The 22,081-nt window shown below is 60.2% G+C and carries 21 protein-coding genes; 3 read left to right on the forward strand and 18 right to left on the reverse strand.

The window, feature by feature from the left end; all coding sequences use genetic code 11:
• Position 1 precedes the first annotated feature (1 nt).
• Entirely contained in the window at positions 2-469 is a 468-nt protein-coding gene (locus tag LAT62_RS00140) for a flavodoxin family protein (protein WP_293377037.1), read from the reverse strand.
• A gap of 32 nt (positions 470-501) precedes the next feature.
• The gene (locus tag LAT62_RS00145; protein ID WP_293377040.1) at positions 502-1,794 is read right to left on the reverse strand and encodes a hypothetical protein; all 1,293 of its coding nucleotides are present in this window, start codon (positions 1,792-1,794) and stop codon (positions 502-504) included.
• Between the two features lie 155 nt (positions 1,795-1,949).
• On the opposite strand from LAT62_RS00145, the gene LAT62_RS00150 reads away from it, so the two are divergent.
• Positions 1,950-3,743: an ABC transporter transmembrane domain-containing protein gene (locus LAT62_RS00150; protein WP_293377043.1), complete on the forward strand. Its 1,794-nt coding sequence runs from the start codon at positions 1,950-1,952 to the stop codon at positions 3,741-3,743.
• A gap of 4 nt (positions 3,744-3,747) precedes the next feature.
• On the opposite strand, the gene ltaE is transcribed toward LAT62_RS00150, so the two are convergent.
• Together ltaE and LAT62_RS00160 are read right to left on the reverse strand one after the other, a co-directional pair.
• Positions 3,748-4,758 (reverse strand): low-specificity L-threonine aldolase, encoded by a 1,011-nt coding sequence (gene ltaE, locus LAT62_RS00155; RefSeq protein ID WP_293377046.1) that lies wholly within the window; start codon positions 4,756-4,758, stop codon positions 3,748-3,750.
• 43 nt (positions 4,759-4,801) lie between these two features.
• Complete coding sequence (locus tag LAT62_RS00160; RefSeq protein WP_293377049.1) at positions 4,802-6,517, reverse strand: NAD-dependent malic enzyme; 1,716 nt, start codon at positions 6,515-6,517, stop codon at positions 4,802-4,804.
• Between the two features lie 234 nt (positions 6,518-6,751).
• On the opposite strand from LAT62_RS00160, the gene LAT62_RS00165 reads away from it, so the two are divergent.
• On the forward strand, positions 6,752-7,873 hold the full coding sequence (locus LAT62_RS00165; RefSeq protein WP_293377052.1) for a succinylglutamate desuccinylase/aspartoacylase family protein: 1,122 nt from the start codon (positions 6,752-6,754) through the stop codon (positions 7,871-7,873).
• Between the two features lie 2 nt (positions 7,874-7,875).
• Here LAT62_RS00165 and aroQ read toward each other — a convergent pair whose 3' ends face one another.
• The 4 genes from aroQ to LAT62_RS00185 form a co-directional block, all read right to left on the reverse strand.
• Entirely contained in the window at positions 7,876-8,310 is a 435-nt protein-coding gene (gene aroQ, locus LAT62_RS00170; protein WP_293377055.1) for a type II 3-dehydroquinate dehydratase, read from the reverse strand.
• Positions 8,311-8,528: 218 nt separating this feature from the next.
• Positions 8,529-9,467, reverse strand: a complete 939-nt coding sequence (locus LAT62_RS00175) for a tripartite tricarboxylate transporter substrate binding protein (RefSeq protein ID WP_293377058.1) — start codon at positions 9,465-9,467, stop codon at positions 8,529-8,531.
• 27 nt (positions 9,468-9,494) lie between these two features.
• Positions 9,495-11,012, reverse strand: a complete 1,518-nt coding sequence (locus tag LAT62_RS00180) for a tripartite tricarboxylate transporter permease (RefSeq protein WP_293377061.1) — start codon at positions 11,010-11,012, stop codon at positions 9,495-9,497.
• A 2-nt stretch (positions 11,013-11,014) separates the two neighbouring features.
• The gene (locus LAT62_RS00185; protein ID WP_293377064.1) at positions 11,015-11,464 is read right to left on the reverse strand and encodes a tripartite tricarboxylate transporter TctB family protein; all 450 of its coding nucleotides are present in this window, start codon (positions 11,462-11,464) and stop codon (positions 11,015-11,017) included.
• A 213-nt stretch (positions 11,465-11,677) separates the two neighbouring features.
• On the opposite strand from LAT62_RS00185, the gene pcaF reads away from it, so the two are divergent.
• Entirely contained in the window at positions 11,678-12,883 is a 1,206-nt protein-coding gene (pcaF, locus tag LAT62_RS00190) for a 3-oxoadipyl-CoA thiolase (protein ID WP_293377067.1), read from the forward strand.
• 22 nt (positions 12,884-12,905) lie between these two features.
• Here pcaF and LAT62_RS00195 read toward each other — a convergent pair whose 3' ends face one another.
• From LAT62_RS00195 to LAT62_RS00240, 10 genes are all read right to left on the reverse strand, one after another.
• Positions 12,906-13,316: a RidA family protein gene (locus LAT62_RS00195; RefSeq protein WP_293377070.1), complete on the reverse strand. Its 411-nt coding sequence runs from the start codon at positions 13,314-13,316 to the stop codon at positions 12,906-12,908.
• Between the two features lie 3 nt (positions 13,317-13,319).
• Entirely contained in the window at positions 13,320-13,733 is a 414-nt protein-coding gene (locus LAT62_RS00200) for a thioesterase family protein (protein WP_293377073.1), read from the reverse strand.
• A 15-nt stretch (positions 13,734-13,748) separates the two neighbouring features.
• Entirely contained in the window at positions 13,749-14,441 is a 693-nt protein-coding gene (locus tag LAT62_RS00205) for an ABC transporter ATP-binding protein (RefSeq protein ID WP_367120504.1), read from the reverse strand.
• Positions 14,441-15,193, reverse strand: a complete 753-nt coding sequence (locus LAT62_RS00210) for an ABC transporter ATP-binding protein (RefSeq protein WP_293377076.1) — start codon at positions 15,191-15,193, stop codon at positions 14,441-14,443. Before LAT62_RS00210 ends, LAT62_RS00205 begins: the two co-directional genes overlap by 1 nt.
• Positions 15,186-16,223: a branched-chain amino acid ABC transporter permease gene (locus LAT62_RS00215; RefSeq protein ID WP_293377079.1), complete on the reverse strand. Its 1,038-nt coding sequence runs from the start codon at positions 16,221-16,223 to the stop codon at positions 15,186-15,188. The genes LAT62_RS00210 and LAT62_RS00215 overlap by 8 nt, the downstream gene beginning before the upstream one ends.
• Positions 16,220-17,137: a branched-chain amino acid ABC transporter permease gene (locus LAT62_RS00220; protein ID WP_293377082.1), complete on the reverse strand. Its 918-nt coding sequence runs from the start codon at positions 17,135-17,137 to the stop codon at positions 16,220-16,222. Before LAT62_RS00220 ends, LAT62_RS00215 begins: the two co-directional genes overlap by 4 nt.
• A gap of 102 nt (positions 17,138-17,239) precedes the next feature.
• Positions 17,240-18,385, reverse strand: a complete 1,146-nt coding sequence (locus LAT62_RS00225) for an ABC transporter substrate-binding protein (RefSeq protein ID WP_293377085.1) — start codon at positions 18,383-18,385, stop codon at positions 17,240-17,242.
• Between the two features lie 68 nt (positions 18,386-18,453).
• On the reverse strand, positions 18,454-20,067 hold the full coding sequence (locus LAT62_RS00230) for an AMP-binding protein (RefSeq protein ID WP_293377088.1): 1,614 nt from the start codon (positions 20,065-20,067) through the stop codon (positions 18,454-18,456).
• A gap of 58 nt (positions 20,068-20,125) precedes the next feature.
• Positions 20,126-21,262: an acyl-CoA dehydrogenase family protein gene (locus LAT62_RS00235; RefSeq protein ID WP_293377091.1), complete on the reverse strand. Its 1,137-nt coding sequence runs from the start codon at positions 21,260-21,262 to the stop codon at positions 20,126-20,128.
• Positions 21,262-22,071: an enoyl-CoA hydratase family protein gene (locus LAT62_RS00240; RefSeq protein ID WP_293377094.1), complete on the reverse strand. Its 810-nt coding sequence runs from the start codon at positions 22,069-22,071 to the stop codon at positions 21,262-21,264. The genes LAT62_RS00235 and LAT62_RS00240 overlap by 1 nt, the downstream gene beginning before the upstream one ends.
• Positions 22,072-22,081: the final 10 nt, after the last annotated feature.

Here is a 22,081-nt window from a genome sequence, read left to right on the forward strand (position 1 = left end):
ATCAGAAAATGCCGGCCTCCAGGCCGGCTGCCATCGCCATCCCCAGCTCCCGACATTGCTCGATAAACTGCTCATCCCAGTCGCCCTGACAGATCAGCGGCGACTGCACAGCCCGCCAGCGCAACCCCCCGCAGATGCTCTCGATGGCCCGCCGCGTGCCGGTGCCATCCTTGCCCGCCCTGATCAGCGTGGCGTAGGGCAGTGCATCCGTTTCGTCCAGCAGGCTGTAATAGCTGCGGTCGAAGAAGTCCTTCAAGGCCCCGCTCATGTACCCCAGATTCTCCGTGGTGCCGAGAATGATGGCGCTGGACTCCAGCACCGCATCAGCCCCGGCTTCCAGCGGTCGCAGATGGCGCACCGTGACGCCGCTGATGGCAGAGTTCTGCGCGCCTTCCATGACCGCCGTCACCATGCGCTGGGTGTTGGGGGACGGGTCGTGGGCAATCAGGGTCAGAAGATGATCAGTCATGGTCACAGGTTAGACCATAAGGCCCGGCTCTGTCAGCGTCCCAGCACCCAGAGAGCGACCACCACCAGGGACAACAGAACCGCGCCATAGACCAGGTTGTGACGCATCAGCAGATAGCCACTGGTACCATAGCGCCCCTGCAGCGACAGATTGATACCTGACAAGGGACCGACACTGGTCCCGACGGCCCAGGCGCCTAGCGCCATGAACCCGAACAACGTCTGTTCCGAGCCTTCCAGGCGCAGCGTGGACGCCAGTACCGAAATCCCGATGATCGGATGCAGCCCCATGACCGCAGTGCCCACAATCACCAGCAGACTGATAATCGCCTCACTCACGCCAAAACGGGCAAACAGTGTCCAATTGCCTCCGGTCATGGCTTCAATAAAGGTCGACAGACCCAGCGTCAGAAGACCGGCCGCCAGGAAAAGGCTGATTTCACCGCGCATCATGGGCAGGCGCTGGCGCACATGCTGCCCCATGCGCTGCAAGATCCGGTGTCGGCTCAGCAGGGCGTTGCTGAGCAAGGCGGTCAGCGGCATCAGAAAAGTGATTATGCTGACAATGCCCAGGCCCGGTGTGATCACCAGGTAAAACAACATGACCAGCCCCGCCATCATGACGGGCATCAGCAGGCTGCGCGGAGACAGCGAAAAACCGGTCACATTGCTCAGATCAAACTGCCGCCGCAGGTCGAGTGTCGAGATCAGACCGGCCAGCAAGGCCAGTGGAAAGCCGACGATCAGAATCTGGCTGTACTCGAGCTCCGGTGCCAGAGTCAGTACCACCCCCATCGACGCAAAAAACGGCGACCAGAGAGCAGCACTGGAGAGACCGCGGTTCAGAGCCAGAATCTGGGGTAACTTGAGTGTGCCCTGTCGTGCCAGTCGGTCACCGATCATGAAGATGGTCGACAGGTTCAGCACAATGCCCAGGAAGTGCACGCCAAACCAGGTTTGCAACATGGCCGTCGGCCCGGTGCGGCCGATAGCCGGATCTGAAGCTGCGCCGGCGTCACGCCCGATCAGACCGACAAAGCTCACACCGATCAGCATGGCCACCACGTAGAGGTTGCCGGTAAACAGCTGAGACCAGTCAAATCCGATCCGGTACAGCATCTCGGCCAGCAGCAGCAACAGCAGCCCGATCAATGCCAGCCCTCCGGCCTGCCAGCGGGTGTTGGTCGGTATTGTGCGCCAGAGCAACGCCATGGCCAGCCAAAGCAGCAGGCCGGCAAGGCGGCTGACATTGACGCCAGGAACCAGGCTGACAATCTGCAGCAGTAGCCCGGCCAGAATCAGCCAGCCCGGGGCCTGCTTTGCCATGATGATGACCTGTTCGCGCACTGGGTCCTCGTTTGCAGCGTGAGAGATACCAGTCTGCCCGAATAGACCGCATGAAGAAACGCACTCCATAAGCAAAATCTGATTATCGAGCCACTTTCTTAGGTGACAATACACGAAGCTGCTAACATGACTGCATGACTGCCAAAGCCGACCCCCGCTTGCTGCTCCGCCTGCTGCACCTGCTTCGACCCTACCGGAGCAAACTGCTGCTGGCCGCCGGAGCCCTGTTGATTGCTTCGTCCAGTGTGCTGGTTCTCGGGCAGGGCCTGCGGCTGGTCATCGACGAGGGTTTTGTGGCGGCCGATACTGCCGCGTTGCGCCAGATGCTGTTCGTAATGCTGGGCGTGGTTGCGGTGCTCTCTGGTGCCTCCGCCATGCGCTATTATCTGGTGTCCTGGATTGGAGAACGGCTGGCTGCAGACCTGCGCCAGCAGGTATTTGCCCATCTGCTGCGCCTGGAACCGGCCTTTTTCGAGAGCAATCGGGACAATACCCAGGGTGCGGGTGAAATTGCCTCGCGGCTCACTGCCGACACCAGCGTCTTGCAGACCCTCTTCGGCTCGTCAATTTCCATGGCCTTGCGCAACAGCGTGATGCTGGTGGGTGCGGTGGCACTGATGCTGCTCACTCAGCCGCTGCTGGCAGCGCTGGTGCTGATCGGCATCCCGGCCACCCTGCTACCGATTGTCTGGTTCGGTCGGCGCGTGCGCAGGTTGTCGCGTGCCAGTCAGGACCATGTGGCCGAACTGGGCCGCTTTGCCACCGAAACCCTGTCTGGCATTCGCACGGTGCAGGCCTTCAATCATGAGCAAGAAGACAACATCCGCTATCAGGCGCGCGTCGAAGAAGCCTTCGACAGTGCCTTGCAGCGCACCCGGCAACGGGCCTTTCTGACCGCTGCCGCCATGCTGGTGGTCTTTGCCGCTGTCGGCGCCATGCTCTGGCAGGGGGGCATGGCCGTGCTGGCCGGCACCATGTCGGCGGGTGAACTGTCAGCCTTTGTGTTCTATGCGGTCCTGGCTGCCGGCGCCGTGGCCACCCTGGCCGAAGTGGCCGGTGATGTGCAGCGCGCTGCGGGGGCTGCCGAAAGACTGCTCGAACTGATCGACACCGAACCCGGCATAGCGCCGCCGGAGCAGCCGAAAACACTCCCTCAGCCGGTGCAGGGTGCGCTCGAATTTGAAACAGTGACCTTCGGCTATCCAGAGCGCGAGCGCCCTGCGATAGAAGATTTCAGTCTGAGCGTCAGCCCGGGCGAAAGAGTCGCCCTGGTCGGCCCCTCAGGGGCAGGCAAAAGCACGCTGTTGTCATTGCTGTTGCGCTTTCATGACCTGAACCGGGGGCACATTCTGGTGGACGGTTTGGATATCCGCGAACTGGACCCGGGCGAACTGCGCCAGCAGATGGGGCTGGTGGCGCAGGAACCGGTGCTGTTTACTGGCACGGTAACCGACAACCTGCTCTATGGTGCACCGCACGCCGATCGGGACAGGTTGCGGCAGGCACTTGCCGATGCCAACGCATTGACCTTTGTCGAGGCGCTGCCGCAGGGGCTGGATACCCAGTTGGGTCCGGGTGGCGTACAGTTGTCAGGCGGTCAGCGCCAGCGTATCGCTATTGCCCGGGCGCTATTGAAAGACCCGCGCATTCTGCTGCTGGACGAAGCCACCAGTGCCCTGGATGCACAAAGCGAACATCTGGTGCAGGAAGCGCTGGATCGACTGATGGTCGGACGCACCAGTCTGGTGATTGCCCACCGACTGGCCACCGTGGTCGCCGCGGATCGACTGGTGGTCATGGACGGCGGACGCGCCGTCGCGGTAGGTCGTCATGACACCCTGATGCGCGACAATGCGCTGTATCGGCACCTGGCCGAACTGCAGTTCAGTACGCTCGAATCGTCAGCCGGCCTCACTGAACAGCACTGATACCTCAGGCAGCACGCAGTCCCGTGCCAACAGCATTTACCACCTGCCCGATATCCTCATCGCTGATATCCAGATGCGTCACCAGGCGGATACTCTGCCCGCCGCGAATCAATATACCCTGTGCTTCCAGGTCATCCTGCAGGCGCAGCCCCCTGTCCTCCGACGCAAGCTCCAGATAGACCATATTGGTGGCCCAGCGCACGCCGACGACACCGGGCAGGTCGCCCAGCGCTTCGGCCAATAGCCCTGCACGACGATGATCTTCCGCCAGTCGTTGCACATGATGGTCCAGCGCATAATCCATGCTGGCTGCGATCAGACCGGCCTGACGCAGACCGCCACCGACGACCTTGCGCCAGCGCCGCGCCTGCTCGATAAAGTCGGCCGAGCCCACCAACACCGAGCCCATCGGCGTACCCAGACCCTTGGAAAAACACAGACTGACGGTATCGAACGGTTGAGTCAGGTCGCTCAGCGGCTGCCCCAGTTCGACCACGGCATTGAACAGACGGGCGCCATCGAGATGCACAGCCAACCCGTGACGGCGGGCCAGAGCGGCCGCCGATTGCTGATACTCTGGCGTCAGCACCTGGCCCGACTGGGTGTTCTCCAGCGCCAGCAGGCGGGTACGGGCAAAGTGCATGTCGTCCGGCTTGATCACCGCCTCGATATCGGCCAGTGCCAGCGACCCGTCCGCCTGTACCGGCAACGGCTGCGGCTGAATGCTGCCCAGAACGGCTGCGCCACCGCCTTCATAACGGTAGGTGTGATAGCTCTGCCCGACAATATATTCATCGCCGCGCTGGCAATGCACCAGCAGCGCCACCAGATTGCTCTGGGTGCCGGAAGGCATCAGCAGCGCGCGCTCCTTGCCGGCCAGAGCAGCCACCCGCGCTTCCAGTGCATTGACGGTCGGGTCATCGCCATAGACGTCGTCGCCGACGGCGGCCTGCATCATGGCCGAGCGCATGGCCGGGCCGGGCCGCGTTACCGTGTCACTGCGCAAATCGATCATGTGGACTTCTCCTGTTGTGTAACGCGGCCTGCCAACCGGAAGCTCAGAACGACCGGCGGCGATAAGTACGATAGCGGGGCTCCCAGAAATGACGGTCGATCTCGGCCCTGATCGTCTCTTCATCACTCTGCAGCGCAACACCATCGGCCTGTGCCTGCTTGCCGACGGCCAGAGCAATGGCCTTGCTCACCGCCCGAATGTCTTCCAGCGCGGGCAACAAGGGCCCCTCGCCGGTTTTCACCATCGGCGCCTCGTTGGCCAGGGCGCGTGACGCCGCCATCAGCATGGCATCGGTCACCCGGTTGGCGCGCACGGCCACCACACCCAGGCCAATGCCGGGGAAGATATAGGCGTTGTTGCACTGGGCAATGGCATAGGTCTGGCCGTTGACGGTCACCGGAGCAAATGGAGAGCCGGTCGCGATCAGCGCCTGACCATTGGTCCAGTTCAGCACCTCTTCCGGCGTGGCTTCAACGCGCGAAGTCGGGTTCGACAAGGGCATGACGACCGGTTGCGGGCAACCTTCGTGCAGGGCGCGGATGACATCTTCGGCAAACAGGCCCCGCTGCCCGGATACACCGATCAGTACGGTGGGCTGTGCGCCCCGCACCACATCCATCAGGGTGTTGCCGGGCCAGTCGCTGGTCACGGCCGGGTCCTGCGCCAGACGCAACTGGAAGTCATACAGACCTTCCATGTCCGTGGTGAGCAGGCCGTGACGATCCACCATAAACAGCCGCTGGCGGGCCTCGGTTTCACTCAGGCCTTCTTCGGTCATGGCCACCACGATCTGCTCGGCGATACCGCAACCGGCAGAGCCTGCTCCGACAAAGACCACCTTCTGGTCCTTCATCCCCTGGCCCTTGGCCTTGCAGGCCGCGAGCAGAGTAGCCACGCAGACACCCGCGGTGCCCTGAATGTCGTCGTTGAAACAGCACAGCTCGTCGCGGTAGCGCTCGAGCAGCGGCATGGCATTGGTCTGTGCAAAGTCTTCAAACTGCAGCAGCACATTCGGCCAGCGGCGTTTGACCGCCTGTATGAACTGCTCCAGAAAGGCGTCGTATTCCTCCTGATCGATGCGCTTGTGGCGCCAGCCCATGTAGCGCGGATCGTCCAGCAAGGCCTGGTTGTTGGTACCCACATCCAGCATGATGGGCAGGGTGTTGGCTGGGCTGATGCCACCGCAGGCAGTATAGAGTGACAGCTTGCCGATCGGGATACTCATGCCGCCGATGCCCTGATCACCCAGCCCCAGAATGCGCTCGCCGTCGGTGACCACAATCACGCGCACATTATCCTTGGTGGCACAGCGCAGCAGGTCATCCATATGTTCCCGGTCCGGATAACCAATGAAGAGGCCGCGGTGATTGCGATAGATATTGGAAAACTCTTCACAGGCCTGGCCTACCGTCGGCGTGTAGATGATCGGCAGCATCTCCTCGAGGTGGTCTTCCAGCAGCCGGAAAAACAGGGTCTCGTTGTCATCCTGAATCGCGCGCAGGGTGATGTGGCGGTCCAGATCAGTCTGGCACTGCTGGTACTGGTGGTAGGCGCGCTCTGACTGCTCTTCGATGGTCTCGACATTCTGCGGCAGCAAGCCGGCGAGGTTGAACGCCTGGCGCTCTGTCGTGCTGAAAGCGCTGCCTTTGTTCAGCAGCGGCATTTCCAGCAAGGTGGGCCCGGCGTACGGAATATAGAGGGGTCTTCGGGAACTGGGAGTGGTCGCCTGAGAATTTTTCGACAGGTCAGTCTGCTTCATGGATAGCCTCGTTCATGTACAGGGTGCCTACATAGGCTGCTTCTGTCGGCAGCTTTTGGGGGCGTAGTAGTCGGCCGACATGATAACGCAAATTTTCGCTGGGGGCCTGCCATCTGCGCCGTCATGGTAAACACGACTTTACTGCACTCTCTTCAGGAATCAGCCGCCCTGCCCTGTTACCCGACGATCCGGCTGGGTAGAATCCGTGGCAATGTTTACAGCGAGGAAGTCACCATGCACACCGAGCGCATCGAATTACCAGCGCCTGCTCCAGGCCACACTCGGGCACTGACCGTTCACACACTCGGGTCGGGGCCGCGCAAGGCCTATCTGCAGGCGGCGCTGCATGCTGACGAATGGCCTGGTCTGCTGGTGTTGCAGCATGTGCTCGAACGACTGATCAAGCTGGAACAGGCCGGCAAGCTGCTGCAGCGTATCGTCATCGTGCCCTATGCCAATCCGGTGGGCATGAACCAGCGCCTGTTCGGCTATGTACCCGGACGCTTTGATGCCGTTACCGGCCAGAATTTCAATCGCGGCATGTCCGTCGACCCTGATGCCGTGCTGGAAAAAGTGCGCGAACAACTGGGTAGCGACGCCGAGCATAATGACCGCGTGATGCGCGAGACCCTGCACCAGATGGCGCTGGACAACCGTGGCGATTATGAAATCCAGGCCCTGCACAGTGCGCTGCTCAGTCAGTCTCTGGACGCCAACATCATGCTGGACCTGCACTGTGACGACGAAGCCCTGCCGCATGTGTTCTATGGCGACCATCAGCGGGAGACCGGAAAGTCACTGGGCGACTGCCTGGGCTTTCCGGTGCGCCTGGAAGAGGACGTGCGCGGTGTGGTGGCCTTTGACGGCACCCACACACAGCCCTGGGTCAAGGTCGCAGAAGCCACCGGAGCACCCTTTGCCGAGCCCTGTTTTGCCGCCACGCTGGAGTTGCGCGGCAGCACGGCCGTCAGCGATGAACTGGCACGACGTGACGCCGAAGGCATACTGGCGTTTCTCGAGCAGCAGGGTTACCTGTCAGACAGCGGCGCCAGCCCGCAGCCTCAGGCGCACGACACCGTGGCCGTCAATGTCGACCAGGTGAAGGTGATCAAGGCCGCAGACAACGGCCTGATCACCTACCGCAAGGACATGGGTGAACGGGTCGAGAAAGGCGAGCATATCGGGGACATCGTACTGCTGGATCGCGACACTCCGGAACGGGTGCCGGTGACCGCCCCGGCGACGGGTTTCCTTTTTACCCGCACTGTGGACTATCTTGTCTACCCCGGCTCAACGCTGGGCATGATTGCCAGCGATGAGCGGCAGATAGAGCCGGGCCAGCAGCTCAGTTTCTGAGATCAGGCAACAAGCGCCCGCAGCGCCAGTTCATAGCCGCGGGCGCCCAGACCCACTATCACGCCGTCCGCGCGCTGCGACACATAGGAGTGATGACGGAAGGCTTCGCGCTTGTGCACATTGGACAGGTGGACTTCAATCACCTGACCAGCGAAGGCATTCAGTGCATCCAGAATGGCCACCGAGGTGTGGGTAAAAGCCCCCGGGTTGATGATGATAGCCTTGGTGCCGTCGGTGCGAGCGGCCTGAATGGTGTCGATCAGCACGCCTTCATGATTGCTTTGCTGCGCATTCACCGACACGCCGAGTTCGGCACCCAGGTTGACCAGCGATTCGTTGATGTCATCCAGTGTCTGATGACCGTAGATCTCAGGCTCGCGCGAGCCCAGGAGATTCAAATTGGGGCCATGCAGTACCAGTACCTGGTGTTTGGACATTGCAGTTCTCCATCCCTCACTCAACAGTCGGCAGCACTGGGCTTTGCCAGCACAGCCATTTCACACTGGTTGCAGAATATCACACCAGTGCCAGAAAGCTCAGCCAGAAGATAGTGAGGTGCAGTTCCAGAATCGGTCGCTTGATCCAGCGGAGATGCCAGGCCAAAAAAAACCCGCACCAGAAAGATGCGGGTTTTCTTGAAAGTCAGATTGACTGTTCAGTCACCCATGACTTCTTCTGTCGCCGCACGGATGCGCCGTACACTGTCTTCCATCTCATCCTGACCGATAAACACTACCGGGAAGAAGGTGTTGTCTTCGGTGGTTTCACGGAAACGCTCGCTCTCGGAGGCGTACTCGGCCGCCGAGATCAGAGCTTCGCGCGCTTCATCAGGTATGCCCTCCGGTACGATGATGGTCCGGTAGTCCTCAATGGAGTAGTCATAACCGAGTTCCATCAGGGTCGGCACGTCCGGGTAGAAAGGGCTGCGCTCAGCGCTCAGGAAGGCGGCAACCACCATTTCTCCGGACGGCGTATACTGGGCGTGCGTGCCGCCAGAGTAGGCGAAATCAACTTCCTTGCCCAGCACCAGCGGGGCCATGCCGCCACCGCCACCGGTAGGTACGATGGACAGGTCCAGACCTTCCTCTTCTGCCACGTTCTCAATGATGGCCTGATCCAGTGCTGTCTGCTGAGCATAGGTCATCGGGTTGTCCCGGCCATATTCTATAATGTCATCAAAGGTCTCGAATGGCTGCTCCGCCGATGTGACGATGGCATTCTGACCGACGGCCAGGGCCGCCAGGTATTCGAAGTCATCAATTTCATAGTCCACATCACTGATGATGGGTGTGAACGTCAGTGCCGTGGTGCCACCAAACAGGAAGGTATAGCCTTCATCTGTGTTGTTGGCGAGGCGAGTGAAGGCCACGGCGCTGCCGGCGCCGGGCTGGTTCACGACATTCACCGGCTGCCCGAGGTAGTCTTCCATCACATTGGCCAGTACACGGCCCTGAATGTCAGTGGAGCCACCCGGGTTGAAACCGATGACCATGGTCAGGGGGCGCTCGGGCCAGTCAGAAGCCTGCGCAGCGGTGATACCGCCCACCGCAATGGCAAGCGTTGAAAGCGTAGTTGTTATCAGTTTCTTATTCATAATGGGTCTCTTCATGAGTGTTGAGGTTTAAGCTGCCGGATCTCCACCGGCAACTGGCTTGCCTTTCTTCACCGTGCGCCAGGCCAGCATAAACAAAGCAATGATGGTGCAGACAATGAAGAAGACGGCAATCGGGCGGTTCATGAGCACCATTGGATCACCTCGGGATAGGATGATGCTTTGCCGCAAATTGAGTTCAAGCATGGGCGTTATGATGAACGCCACGAGAAAAGTCACGAACGAATAGTCATAGCGTTTCATGACGAAACCGAGCAACGCGAAAGCGACCAGAATAATCAAACCGAAGGGGCCATAGCCCTGCAGCATGATGCCGGCAAGACAGAAGAAAATGACAATCGGAATGACAATATGCGGCGGCACACGGGTAATCTGCGCAAAAATACGCAGGCCAAACCAGCCCAGCACCAGCATGATCAGGCTGGCCACAATCATCCCTGCGAAGATGGAATACAGCAGTTCCGGTTCGTCGCGCAGCAGCAGCGGCCCAACAGTGATGCCATGAATGGCAAACGCGCCAACCAGCAGCGCAGCCGAGACATTGCCCGGGATACCCAGCCCGAACAGCGGAATCAGGGCAGCCGGGATTACTGCATTGTCGGCGGACTCCGAGGCGGCAATACCCTCGGGAGCACCCTGGCCAAAACGTTCCGGGGTTTTGGACGCCTTCTTGGCCATGCCATAGGACATGAACGAGCCCACTGAAGGCCCTAGGCCCGGCAAGGCGCCCACGACGGTACCGACGCCAGTGCCACGCAGAATACTGGGGATGGTACGCCGGAATTCTTTCCAGCTCAGCTTGTCCTTGTCACTGTTGTCGAGCTTGACTGACATGCTGTCACGCTCGTAGCGCAGCCGCTCCGATTGCACGAACATTTCTGACAGCGCCAGCGTGCCTATGGCTACCGCAATCAACGGCATGCCATCCATCAGTTCCGTATAGCCAAATGTCATGCGGGGCAAACCCGTCTGGGCATCCAGCCCAATGGTGCCAAGGAAAATCCCCAGACCACCGGCCGCCAGTCCCTTGAACAGGGAGCCACTGGACAGGCCAGCAATGAATACCAGCGCAAAAGCCAGGATGGCCGCCATTTCATAGGGGCCGAACATCAGGGCAACACGGGCAAACGGAATGGCGACAAAGATCAGGATGGTGGTGGCCAGGATATCTCCCATCACGGAGGCAAACAGCCCCACCTTCAGTGCCGTTTTCGGTCGCCCCTGGCGCGCCAGTGGATAGCCGTCAAGACAGGTGGCTGCCGAGGAGGCTTCGCCCGGAGCATTCAACAGAATGGCCGAAACAGCGCTGCCTGCTGCGGTGCCCTTGGACAGGCCAATCAGAAAAGAAATGGCGATAAAGGGCGACATGTAAAACGTCAACGGGATGGCGATGGCAATGGCCACGGACCGGTTCAGGCCCGGAATCACGCCAATGATATATCCAAGCAAGACGCCGCCGCCGATCCCGATAAACGAACGAAGTGAAAGCGCCTCGCCTATTGCGCCAGCTACAAAGTCCATATTCATGCTCAGACCACTCCTACTCGCATCAGATAAACAGACAGCACATACAGCAACGCCACCGGGACCACTGAGCAACCCAGAATCATGTACCAGCGTCGCTCACCCAGCAGGAAGAGCATGACGGCGATTATCGGGCCGCCAACATGAGTAATCTTGAACTGTGTGAGCAAGTAGATCGCCAGAAAGACATAGGCAAAGGGCCATACCATCCAGCCGACGGCTGGCCAGTCAATATCAGCGGTTACAGGGAGAGCTCGAGCCTTGATCAGATCTTTTATGGCTCCGGCAACGATGATCGTGCCGCAGGTCAACATAATCCAGGAGGCAATTCGGGGCACCAGATCAGGCGGCATCTGCGCCATCGGATTGACCCCTGCATAGTTGGGAATGATCCAGTTCAACGCCAACAGAGCGAAAGCGTTTACAGCAAGCCCGGTCCAAAAGTTTTGTCGCACGAGAAGTCCCTTTGTCGAATTGCTATTATTATAGGACACAACTTACAAACAATTGCCCTATCTGACAATAAATAACGCGACACCCCGACTCCTCAACGAGAACTTTCTGGAAGCTCCGCTTAACACTTTTGCATTCCTGCAGTCATGGTAACCTTCAAGAATCAGGAAATTTCTTGCCAACGTTCAAATCAATTATTGAAGGCAAAACGCGCCATGACTGATGTCTATCTCTGCGACACTATTCGCACCCCGATCGGCCGCTACGGAGGCGCCCTGAGTGCCGTGCGCACCGATGATCTGGCCGCCATCCCGCTGGCAGCGCTAAAAGCACGCAACCCGGCCATGGACCTGGCAGCCATTGATGAAGTGATCCTGGGCTGTGCCAATCAGGCCGGGGAAGACAATCGGAATGTCGCGCGCATGGCGCTGTTGCTGGCCGGCTACCCGGAAAGCGTGCCCGGCACCACCATAAACCGCCTGTGCGGCTCGGGGATGGATGCCATCCTGTATGGCAGCCGCATGATCGGCAATGGCGAGGCCGAACTGGTCGTTGCCGGCGGGGTGGAAAGCATGTCGCGCGCACCCTTTGTGATGCCCAAGGCCGACACCCCCTTTTCACGCAAGGCGGAAATTCATGACACCACCATAGGTTGGCGCTTCGTGAACCCGCTGATACACAAGACTTTTGGCACCGATGCCATGCCGGAGACCGGCGAGAATGTCGCGGCCGACTTCAAGATCACCCGCGAAGATCAGGACGCCTTTGCGTGGCGCTCGCAGCAGAAGGCAGGACAGGCTATCGAGGCCGGAATACTGGCCGAGGAGATCACTGCGGTTACCATTCCACAACGCAAGGGCGATCCGATTGTCGTCGAACGCGATGAGCACCCGAGGCCCGAGACCAAACTGGACAAGTTGGCCAGTCTGCCGACCCCGTTTCGCGACCCGGGTACGGTAACCGCGGGCAATGCCTCCGGCGTCAATGACGGCGCGGCCGCAGTGATCCTGGCGACGGCAGAGGCCGCAAAGAAACATGGCCTGACGCCCATTGCGCGCATTCGCGGCGGTGCCACGGCCGGCGTGGCGCCGCGCATCATGGGTGTTGGCCCGGTGCCGGCCACACAGAAGCTTTGTGCCCGTCTGGGACTGAATCCCGGCCAGTTCGATGTGGTGGAGCTGAACGAAGCGTTCGCCTCCCAGGCGTTGGCCACGCTGCGCGAGCTGGGCATTGCCCACGATGCGGCCCACGTGAACCCCAATGGTGGTGCCATTGCGCTGGGTCACCCGTTGGGCGCCTCCGGCACCCGAATCACGGGGACTCTGGCGCGACAACTGCAGCGCACCGGTGGCAAGCAAGGGTTGGCCACCATGTGCATCGGCGTGGGTCAGGGCATCGCCATCGCTTTGGAAGGTATCTGATATGCCGGCAACGGCCGACTGATCAGTCGGGGATAACGGCCGTCGCCTCGATCTCGATGCGGGCTTCGTCCTCGACCAGGTCGGCCACCTGCACCATAGTCATGGCCGGAAAGTGCTTGCCCAGCACCGCACGGTAGGCACCGCCGACCTCACGCAGTCGGGACAGGTATTCGTGCTTGTCCTTGATGTACCAGGTCAAGCGAACCAGGTGCTCGGGGCGGGCATCCGCTTCGGCCAGAATGGCTACTATATTGTCCAGTGTCTGCCGGATCTGTGCGACCAGATCATCCGTTTCAAATACCTGGTCGGCGTTCCAGCCTATCTGGCCACCGACATAGACAGTCCGGCCCTGCGCCAGCACTCCGTTGGCATAGCCGCTGGCCGCCTTCCAGTTACGGGGATGCAGCAACTGATGAGGTGACAGTTCAGACATGTTTTATTCCTCGGACAGATCATTTTGAAAACATTGACGCAACCGTTCCGGCCAGCTGATGGGCCGACCGGTGGTCATATCGACATAAACCAGAGTGGATCGATTGCGCAGGCGCAGCTCGTCGCCGCAATGGGCGTCGATGCCCAGCTCGAGGCTGCTGCGCCCAAGCCTGACCGGGCGCAGAGAGAACACCAGAATATCACCGAGTCGGCTGGGCGCCCTGAAGTCAGTCTGCAAATTGGCAGTCGGTACTCCAACCCCCTCCAACTGATGCATCTGGTTGAAGTCGAACTGCACCACCTCTGCAAACCAGTCTTCCACGGTGGCATTGATCATTTCGAAATAACGCGGAAAAAACACAATTCCCGCCGGGTCACAATGGGCAAAACGCACCTTGTGACGCACCTGAAAAGTCATCCCCTGCACTCCTGTTCAGACGCCCAGATACTTGTCCTGCAGCTCTGTCGTCAGTTCGGTGGGCAATCCACTCCAGACACTGCGTCCTTTCTCCAGCACCACACACCGGTCGGCGATTGGCGTCAGTTCACGCAGTGATTTATCGACCAGCAAAATAGCCAGTTCTTTTTCTTTAAGCTCTCTTATTGCCTGCCAGATTTCCTGCCGGATCACCGGTGCCAGGCCTTCTGTGGCTTCATCCAGCACCAGCAGGTGCGGATTGGTCATCAGCGCCCGGCCGATGGCCAGCATCTGTTGCTCACCGCCTGACAGGGTCTGGGCCGACTGGCTCCAGCGCTCTTCCAGGCGTGGAAAGAGTCTCGCCACCCGCTCCAGATTCCAGGGTCCGGGCCTTGCCGTCGCGATCAGATTCTCGCGCACGGATAGGCTGCGGAAACAGCGGCGCCCTTCCGGCACCAGCCCCAACCCCAACTGGGCTATACGGTGCGTACTGCGCTGGGTGATGTCGCTACCCTTGAAAGTGATGCGTCCGGTTTTCGCTGGCGTCAGGCCGAAAATGGAGCGAATGGTGGTGCTTTTGCCCATTCCGTTGCGACCCATCAGGGCGACGAGCTCGCCGTATTTGAGTTCCAGATCGACACCGAACAGCGCCTGCGATGGCCCGTAGAAGCTTTCGATCTGTTCTACCTTCAACATGGTATCGGTCATCAGGCCGTCTCCTCTCCCAGATAGGCTTCGCGAACGGCGGGATGGTTACGAATTTCATCCGCCGTGCCATGCACCAGAACCGCCCCCGAAACCAGAACAGAGACCCGGTCTGCCAGACGGAATACCGCATCCATATCATGCTCGATGAGCAGAATCGGCACTTCCTTTTTCAGTTCTTCAAGGAAGCCGGTGAGACGACTGGTCCCCTCGGAACCCATGCCCGCCATGGGTTCATCCAGCAGCAACACCTTGGGCTGCAGTGCCAGGGCACAGGCCATTTCGACCTGCCGCCGCTCGCCATGCGAGAGCTCGGCAATCACGGTGCCGGCGCGCTCCTGCAGACCGAGGCGCTCCAGCACTGCCATGGTCGGGTCCAGCAAACTGGCATCAGTACGAATGGGAGACCAGAAACGAAACGGGCTGCCCTGTTTGGCCTGCACGGCCATCATCACATTGCGCCGTACCGACAGTTCATCGGCCAGCGATGATATCTGAAAGCTGCGCCCCAGCCCCCGACGTGCTCGCTCTGCGACAGTCAAAGCCGTGATGTCTTCACCGTCCAACTCAATGGTGCCGCTATCGGGCGCCAGGTTGCCGGATACCTGCCCGATGATGGTGGATTTGCCGGCCCCGTTGGGGCCGATCAAGGCATGGATTTCACCTGGATAGAGGTCAATCGACACGTCCTGAGTCGCCTTGAGGGCGCCAAAGGCCTTGTTCAGATTGCTTATGCGCAAAATGGGTTCAGACATCTTTCGACCTCCCCGCCAGGAAGCCCATCAGTCCCCCGCGTGCAAACAGCACCACACCCAGCAGTACCAGGCCCAGCCAGAACTGCCAGTGCTGGGTGACGCCGCCGAGCCAGGTTTCCATCAGGACAAACAGAATGGCTCCGGCCAGCGGACCATAAAGTCGCCCGACACCGCCCAGAATGACGATCACGATCAGCTCACCGGAGAAGTGCCAGCTCAACATGCTCGGGCTGACAAACCGGTTCAGGTCGGCATAGAGGGCGCCGGCCAGGCCGGCAATCATGGCACTGATCACGAAAGCCACCAGCTTGACCGGCTGCGGATCAATGCCCGAAGTAGCCAGTCGTACCGGATTCATTCTGGCCATGGTCAGGGCCGCGCCAAAGCGCGAACCCATCAGGCGCTGGCTGATCCAGAGACTGATCAGCAGCAGGGTTGCGGCGACAAAGAAGAAGGTCAGGTGGTGGTTGGTATCGACCAGCGGCAGCTCATTGCGCAGAAAAATGGGCAGGCCATCTTCACCACCATAGTTCGGCCAGGAATTGGCGAAATAGTACATCATCTGGGCAAAGGCCAGCGTGATCATGATGAAATAGACACCCGACGTACCCAGCGAAATCTTGCCGATGGCCAGTCCCAGCAGCCCGGAGACCAGCAGCGTGACCAGCCAGATACTCAGCATCTGGGTCGTACCTTCCGGCATGAAACCGATGCCCAGAACAGGCGTCATGTTGAAGGCATGATAAGCCGCGATACCGGCTACATAGCCACCCAGGCCAAAAAAGGCCGCGTGACCGAAGCTGACCATACCGCCGAAGCCCAGCGCCAGGTTCAGCCCGACGGCGGCCATGGCAATTATGGCGATACGCGACGCCAGATTGATATAAAAGCGCTCGCCCAGAAAGTGTGCCAGCACGGCAGCGCCGACCAGCCCCACGACGAGCACCACATTGATCCAGTGCTCCCGGGACTGCGGCACCAGGCCACCCAGCAGCGTCTGCGGATTGAGTCTGTTCTGTAATGAAGTCATTTTGCCCCAAAAAGCCCGTGTGGTCTGAATGCAAGAATGGCCGCCATCATGATGTAGATCAGCATGGAGGAAATCGCCGAGCCGATACTCATGGCCTGCGAGGGCGGCATGAAGGTGACCAGCGTCAGCGGCATGAAGATGCGTCCCAGCGTATCAACCACGCCAACCAGCAGCGCACCGACGAGCGCCCCCTTGATCGACCCGATGCCACCTATCACGATCACCACAAACGCCATGATCAGTACGGGTTCACCCATGCCCACACGCACTGACTGCAGTGCGCCAATGGCAGACCCGGCAAGGCCGGCGAGGGCCGCCCCCAAAGCGAACACCAGGGTATAGAGGGTCTTGATATCCACGCCCAGGGCGCCAATCATTTCCCGGTCGTTTTCACCGGCCCTGATCTGCATCCCCAAACGGGTTCGGCTGATCAGCAGGTAGAGGCCGATGGCCACCAGTATGCCCATGCCGATAATGGCCATTCGGTATCTCGAGTAGCTGATACCGAAGGGCAGATTCAGCGATCCACGCAGTTCCTGCGGTACACTGAGAAACAGTGGCGAGGAACCGTAGATCATGTAGGTGCCTTCGGAAAAAATAAGGATCAGTGCAAACGTGGCCAACACCTGGTCCAGATGACCCCGGTCATACAAGCGCCGGATCACCAGCAGTTCCACCACGATGCCAATCACCCCGGCCGCCAGCACACCGACCAGCAACCCCAACCAGAAATTTCCGGTGGTGGCGGTCACGGTGGCGGTTACAAAGGCGCCGGCCATGTAGAAGGAGCCATGCGCCAGATTGATCAGGCCCATGACACCAAACACCAGCGTCAGGCCACTGGCCATCAGAAACAGCATGGTGCCAAGTTGCAGTCCATTCAGGATCTGCTCAACAACGAGCGCGAAAGTCACAACAGAATTCCTGCCTGTAGCCTGAGCCGACCGAAGCAGATGCCCGGCCGGCGTGAATTCAGGGCAGGCCCCTCAGGGCCTGCCAGCCATAGGAGCCGGGGCTCAGAGGTCGCAGTCACCGACATAGGCGTCCTGGTGATCTTCCATGGCCACGCCGATCAGGCGATTGGTGAAACCACCGTTGCCATCAGCCACGATTTCGCGAACGTAGATGTCCTGAATCGGGTGCTGATTGCTGCCAAACCGGAACTCGCCGCGCGTGGACGCAAAGTCGGCAGCCCGCAGCGCCTCACGGAAGGCATCAGGATCGTCCTCGGGATGCGCCACTTCGAGTGCGGACAACAGCAGCTTGGCCGTGTCATAGCCTTGCGATGCATACAGGGTCGGCGTGCGGCCATGTTCTTCGCGGAAAGCGGCTACGAAAGCTTCGTTGGTGTCGTTCTCCAGATCATGAGCCCACTGCGAGGTATTGATCACACCCTCGGCAGCCTCACCCAGCGCGCCGACAATAACCTCGTCGAACGAGAAGGCCGGGCCGAATACCGGGATATCGGCACCCGAGTTGGCATACTGGTTCATGAACGAAATACCCATGCCACCGGGCAGGAAGTAGAACACGCTGTCAGCGCCGCTGGCACGGATCTGGCTGATCTCGGCAGCATAATCCGACTGGCCCAGTTGGGTGTAGGTCTCATTGGCCAGTTCGCCATCATAGTAGCGCTTGAAGCCGGTCAGGGCGTCAGTCCCCGCCGGATAGTTGGGCGCCAGAATATAGGGATTCTCATAGCCCTGGTCGCGCACATACTGCCCCATGGCTTCATGCAGCGCGTCATTCTGCCAGGCTACATTGAAGTAGTTTTCATGGCACATACGGCCTGCCAGATCGGACGGGCCGGCATTGGGCGACAGGTAGAAAATACCCTGACGAGTCACTGACGGGATAACCGCCATGGCCAGGTTGGACCAGATCAGTCCGGTCATCACGTGCACATCTTCCCGGTCCACCATTTCGCTGGACAGGCTGTTGGCCAGATCAGGTCGCTGGTCATCATCACGAATGATGACATTCACATCCGAGTTGCCGGATTGCTCGATGGCCAGCATGAAGCCATCACGAACATCGACACCCAGATGGGCGCCATCACCGGACAGCGTGGTAATCATGCCGACGCGCACTTCATTTGCCTGCGCCACTGTCATGGTCGCAGCTATCGCAAGCCCGAGGCCCAGTTTGATTGACTGTTTCATCGTTACACCCCCCAAGGTGTTGTTATTGTTGTTCCATTATTGAAGTCACATTGACTGCCCGTGACCCTTTATTCGCGCAACCGGAAACGCTGTACCTTACCGGTGGCGGTTTTCGGCAGAGCTTCGATAAAGTGGACCGCACGCGGATACTTGTAGGGTGCGATCTGGTTTTTAACGTAGTCCTGCAGTTCACTGATCAGGGCGTCCGATGGCTGAATGCCTTCCGCAGGCACTACATAAGCGGCCACAATCTGCCCTCGTTCTTCGTCCTGCTGCCCGACCACGGCACATTCCAGTACCTTGTCGTGAGCGAGCAGACAGGCTTCCACTTCCGGTCCGGCTATGTTGTAACCGGACGAGACAATCATGTCGTCATTGCGCGCGGCGAAATGGAAGTAGCCGTCCTCATCCTGCCAGAAGGTATCGCCGGTTATATTCCAGCCCTCCTGCACATAGTTGCGCTGGCGATCATCGGCCATGTAGCGACAGCCGGTCGGTCCGCGCACCGCCAAACGACCGATTTCACCGCGCGGCAGTTCGTTCATACTAGCGTCAACCACCCTGGCCTGATAGCCCGTCACCGGTTTTCCTGTACAGGCCGGGCGCGCATCGTCGAGTCGGTTGGAGATGAAGATGTGCAGCATTTCCGTAGAGCCGATGCCATCCAGCATGGTTTTGCCGGTTTTCTCCATCCATTCGTGGAAGATGGGGGCCGGTAGTGTTTCCCCTGCCGATACCGCACAGCGCAGGCTGGAGAGGTCCGAACCCTCTTCCATGGCCTTCAGCATGACCCTGTAGGCCGTGGGTGCGGTAAAGGACACCGTGGCCCTGTAGGTCTCGATGATCTCGATCATGTTGGGCGGTGAGGCCTTTTCCAGCAACGTGGCGCAGGCCCCGAAGCGCAGCGGGAAGATGGCCAGCCCGCCGAGACCGAAGGTAAAGGCCAGCGGTGGCGACCCGACAAAGACATCCTCCGGCGTGACCTGCAGCACCTCTTTGGCGTAGGTGTCGGCGATGATCAGCAGATCACGGTGAAAGTGCATTGTGGCCTTGGGTTCTCCCGTGGTGCCGGAGGTAAACCCAAGCAGCGCCACATCATGGGCAAAGGTCTCTACAGCGTCGAAATGCACCGGCTTGTCGAGCGCGGCGCGGTCCAGTTCGGCATCATGGTTGGCCGTGCCGTCGAAGCCGATGACTTGACGCAGAGTCTGATTGCCTTGCTGCGCGGTCTCCAGTTCTTCCAGCAATCGGGTATCACACAGGGCAAGACTGATCTGCGCCTTGTCGATGATCTTGCTCAGCTCACCGGCGCGCAGCATGGGCATGGTATTCACCACCACCGCTCCGGCCTTGGTGGCTGCCAGCCAGCAGGCGACCAGCGCCGGGTTGTTGGCGGACCGGATCAGCACCCGGTTGCCGGGTTTGACTCCATAGTCTTCTACCAGGGCGTGGGCCAGACGGTTGGTCCAGTCAGCCAGTTCCTTGTAGGTGCGTCGTCGGCCATTGCCAATCAGTGCCGTACGATCACCATGGCCCTGTTCGACCAGCCGGTCCGTCAACTCCACGCCTGCGTTGAGGCGTTCCGGGTAGTCCAGCCCCTGCAGCAGAAACTCGGGCTGCAGTTCCGCAGGCGGCAGATTATCCCGGGCGAAGGTATCAATATGTGCGGTTTTCTCAGCCATGACGGCCTCCCCTGAGGGTTTGCTGTTCCTGTCTCGTAATCCGCTGCATGCCGGCCTCTTACTGACCGGCCAACACGCTGCGGGCAATAATCACTTTCTGCACGTCGGTGGCGCCTTCATAGATGCGCAACGCCCGAATTTCCTGATACAGCCCGGCCACCACATGACCGTCGCGCACGCCGTCACCGCCGTGCAGCTGCACCGCCTTGTCGATGATCTGCTGCGCCTGCTCGGTGGCCTGCAACTTGGCCATGGCGGCTTCGCGGCTCACGCGTTCCGCCCCCTGGTCCTTGGTCCAGGCGGCGCGATACACCAGCAGTGCACTGCTGTCGATGCCGAGTGCCATTTCGGCAATATGTCCCTGCACCATCTGCAGATCGGACAGGTGGCCACCGAACAGCCGACGGCTCTGTGTGCGCTCGGCGGTTTCATCCAGGGCCCGTCGAGCCATGCCGAGCGCTGCCGCGCCGACCGTGGCGCGGAACACATCGAGTACCGCCATGGCGATACGGAAGCCCTGCCCGGGCTGGCCGATCAGGTTGCTTTTTGGCACGCGCAACTGGTTGAACCCGAGGCGTGCCAGCGGGTGCGGCGCGATGGTGTGCAGCCGCTCGCGGATCTCCAGACCCGGTCGGTCGCCTTCGACGATAAAGGCCGACAGCCCTTTTGCCCCCGGCGCCTCGCCGGTGCGGGCAAAGACGATATAGAGGTCGGCGATGCCGCCATTGGATATCCAGGTCTTCTCGCCGTTCAATACATAGTCATCGCCGTCGAGCTCGGCGGTGGTGGCCAGATTGGCTACATCCGATCCCGAATCCGGCTCGGTCAGCGCAAACGCCGAGATGGCCTCACCCGCCCGGGTGCGTTCCAGCCACTGCTTCTGCTGGTCATTGCCAAACAGACTGATGGCGCCGGTGCCCAGCCCCTGCATGGCAAAGGCAAAGTCGGCCAGCGCGTGATGGCGTGCCAGTGTTTCCCGGCACAGGCACAGGGTGCGCACATCCAGCGCGTCGCCGGCCGTGTGCTGCAGCCAGCCGTCGCGACCCAGACGCTGCACCAGATCCCGACAGTGGGCGTCTACGTCCGTGGGATGGGCGTCAGCCAGTTCGCGCTCGCACCAGGCATCCAGCTCATCCGCCAAACGCTTGTGGCGCGGCTCGAAAAAGGGCCAGTCGAGAAAGGTCCGGTCACTCATCAGTCGCCTCCAAACTGGGGCTTTTGCTTGTTGACGAAGGCGGTGTAAGCGCGCTCGAAGTCGCGCGTCTGCATGCAGATGGCCTGCGCCTGCGCTTCGGATTCGATGGCCTGCTCCAGACTCATGGACCATTCCTGATTGAGCTGGGTCTTGGTCATGCCATGGGCAAAGGTCGGGCCTTCACACAGGCGCTGCGCCAGCGCCACGGCTTCGCTTTCCAGTTCTTCGGCACTGCACAGGCGGTTGAAGAAGCCCCAGCGCTCGCCTTCCTCGGCGGTCATGGAACGACCGGTATACAGCAGTTCGGCGGCCCGGCCCTGACCGATGATACGCGGCAGCATGGCGCAGGCGCCCATGTCACAGCCGGCGAGGCCGACGCGGGTGAACAGGAAGGCCGTTTTGGCTTCGGGCGTCGCCAGGCGCATATCGGACGCCATGGCGATGATCGCCCCGGCGCCTACACAGATTCCATCGACGGCACAGATCACCGGGCGACCGCAATTCAGCATGGCCTTGATCAGGTCACCGGTCATGCGGGTAAAGGACAGCAGTTCTTTCATGTCCATGCCGACCAGCGGGCCGATAATCTCGTGTACGTCACCACCGGAGGAGAAGTTGCCGCCATTGGCCGCGAACACCACGGCATCGACGTCTTCGGCGTAAGCCAGATCGCGGAAGGTGTCGCGCAGCTCAGCATAGCTGTCGAAGGTCAGCGGGTTTTTCCGTTCCGGGCGATCCAGTTGAATGATCGCCACCCGACCTTCAGTGCGCCAGCGAAAGTGTTCGGGTTTCAGGTCTGCCATCTTCATCGCGGGCTCT

Source organism: Natronospirillum sp. (assembly GCF_022565775.1).
Taxonomy (GTDB): Bacteria; Pseudomonadota; Gammaproteobacteria; order Pseudomonadales; family Natronospirillaceae; genus Natronospirillum.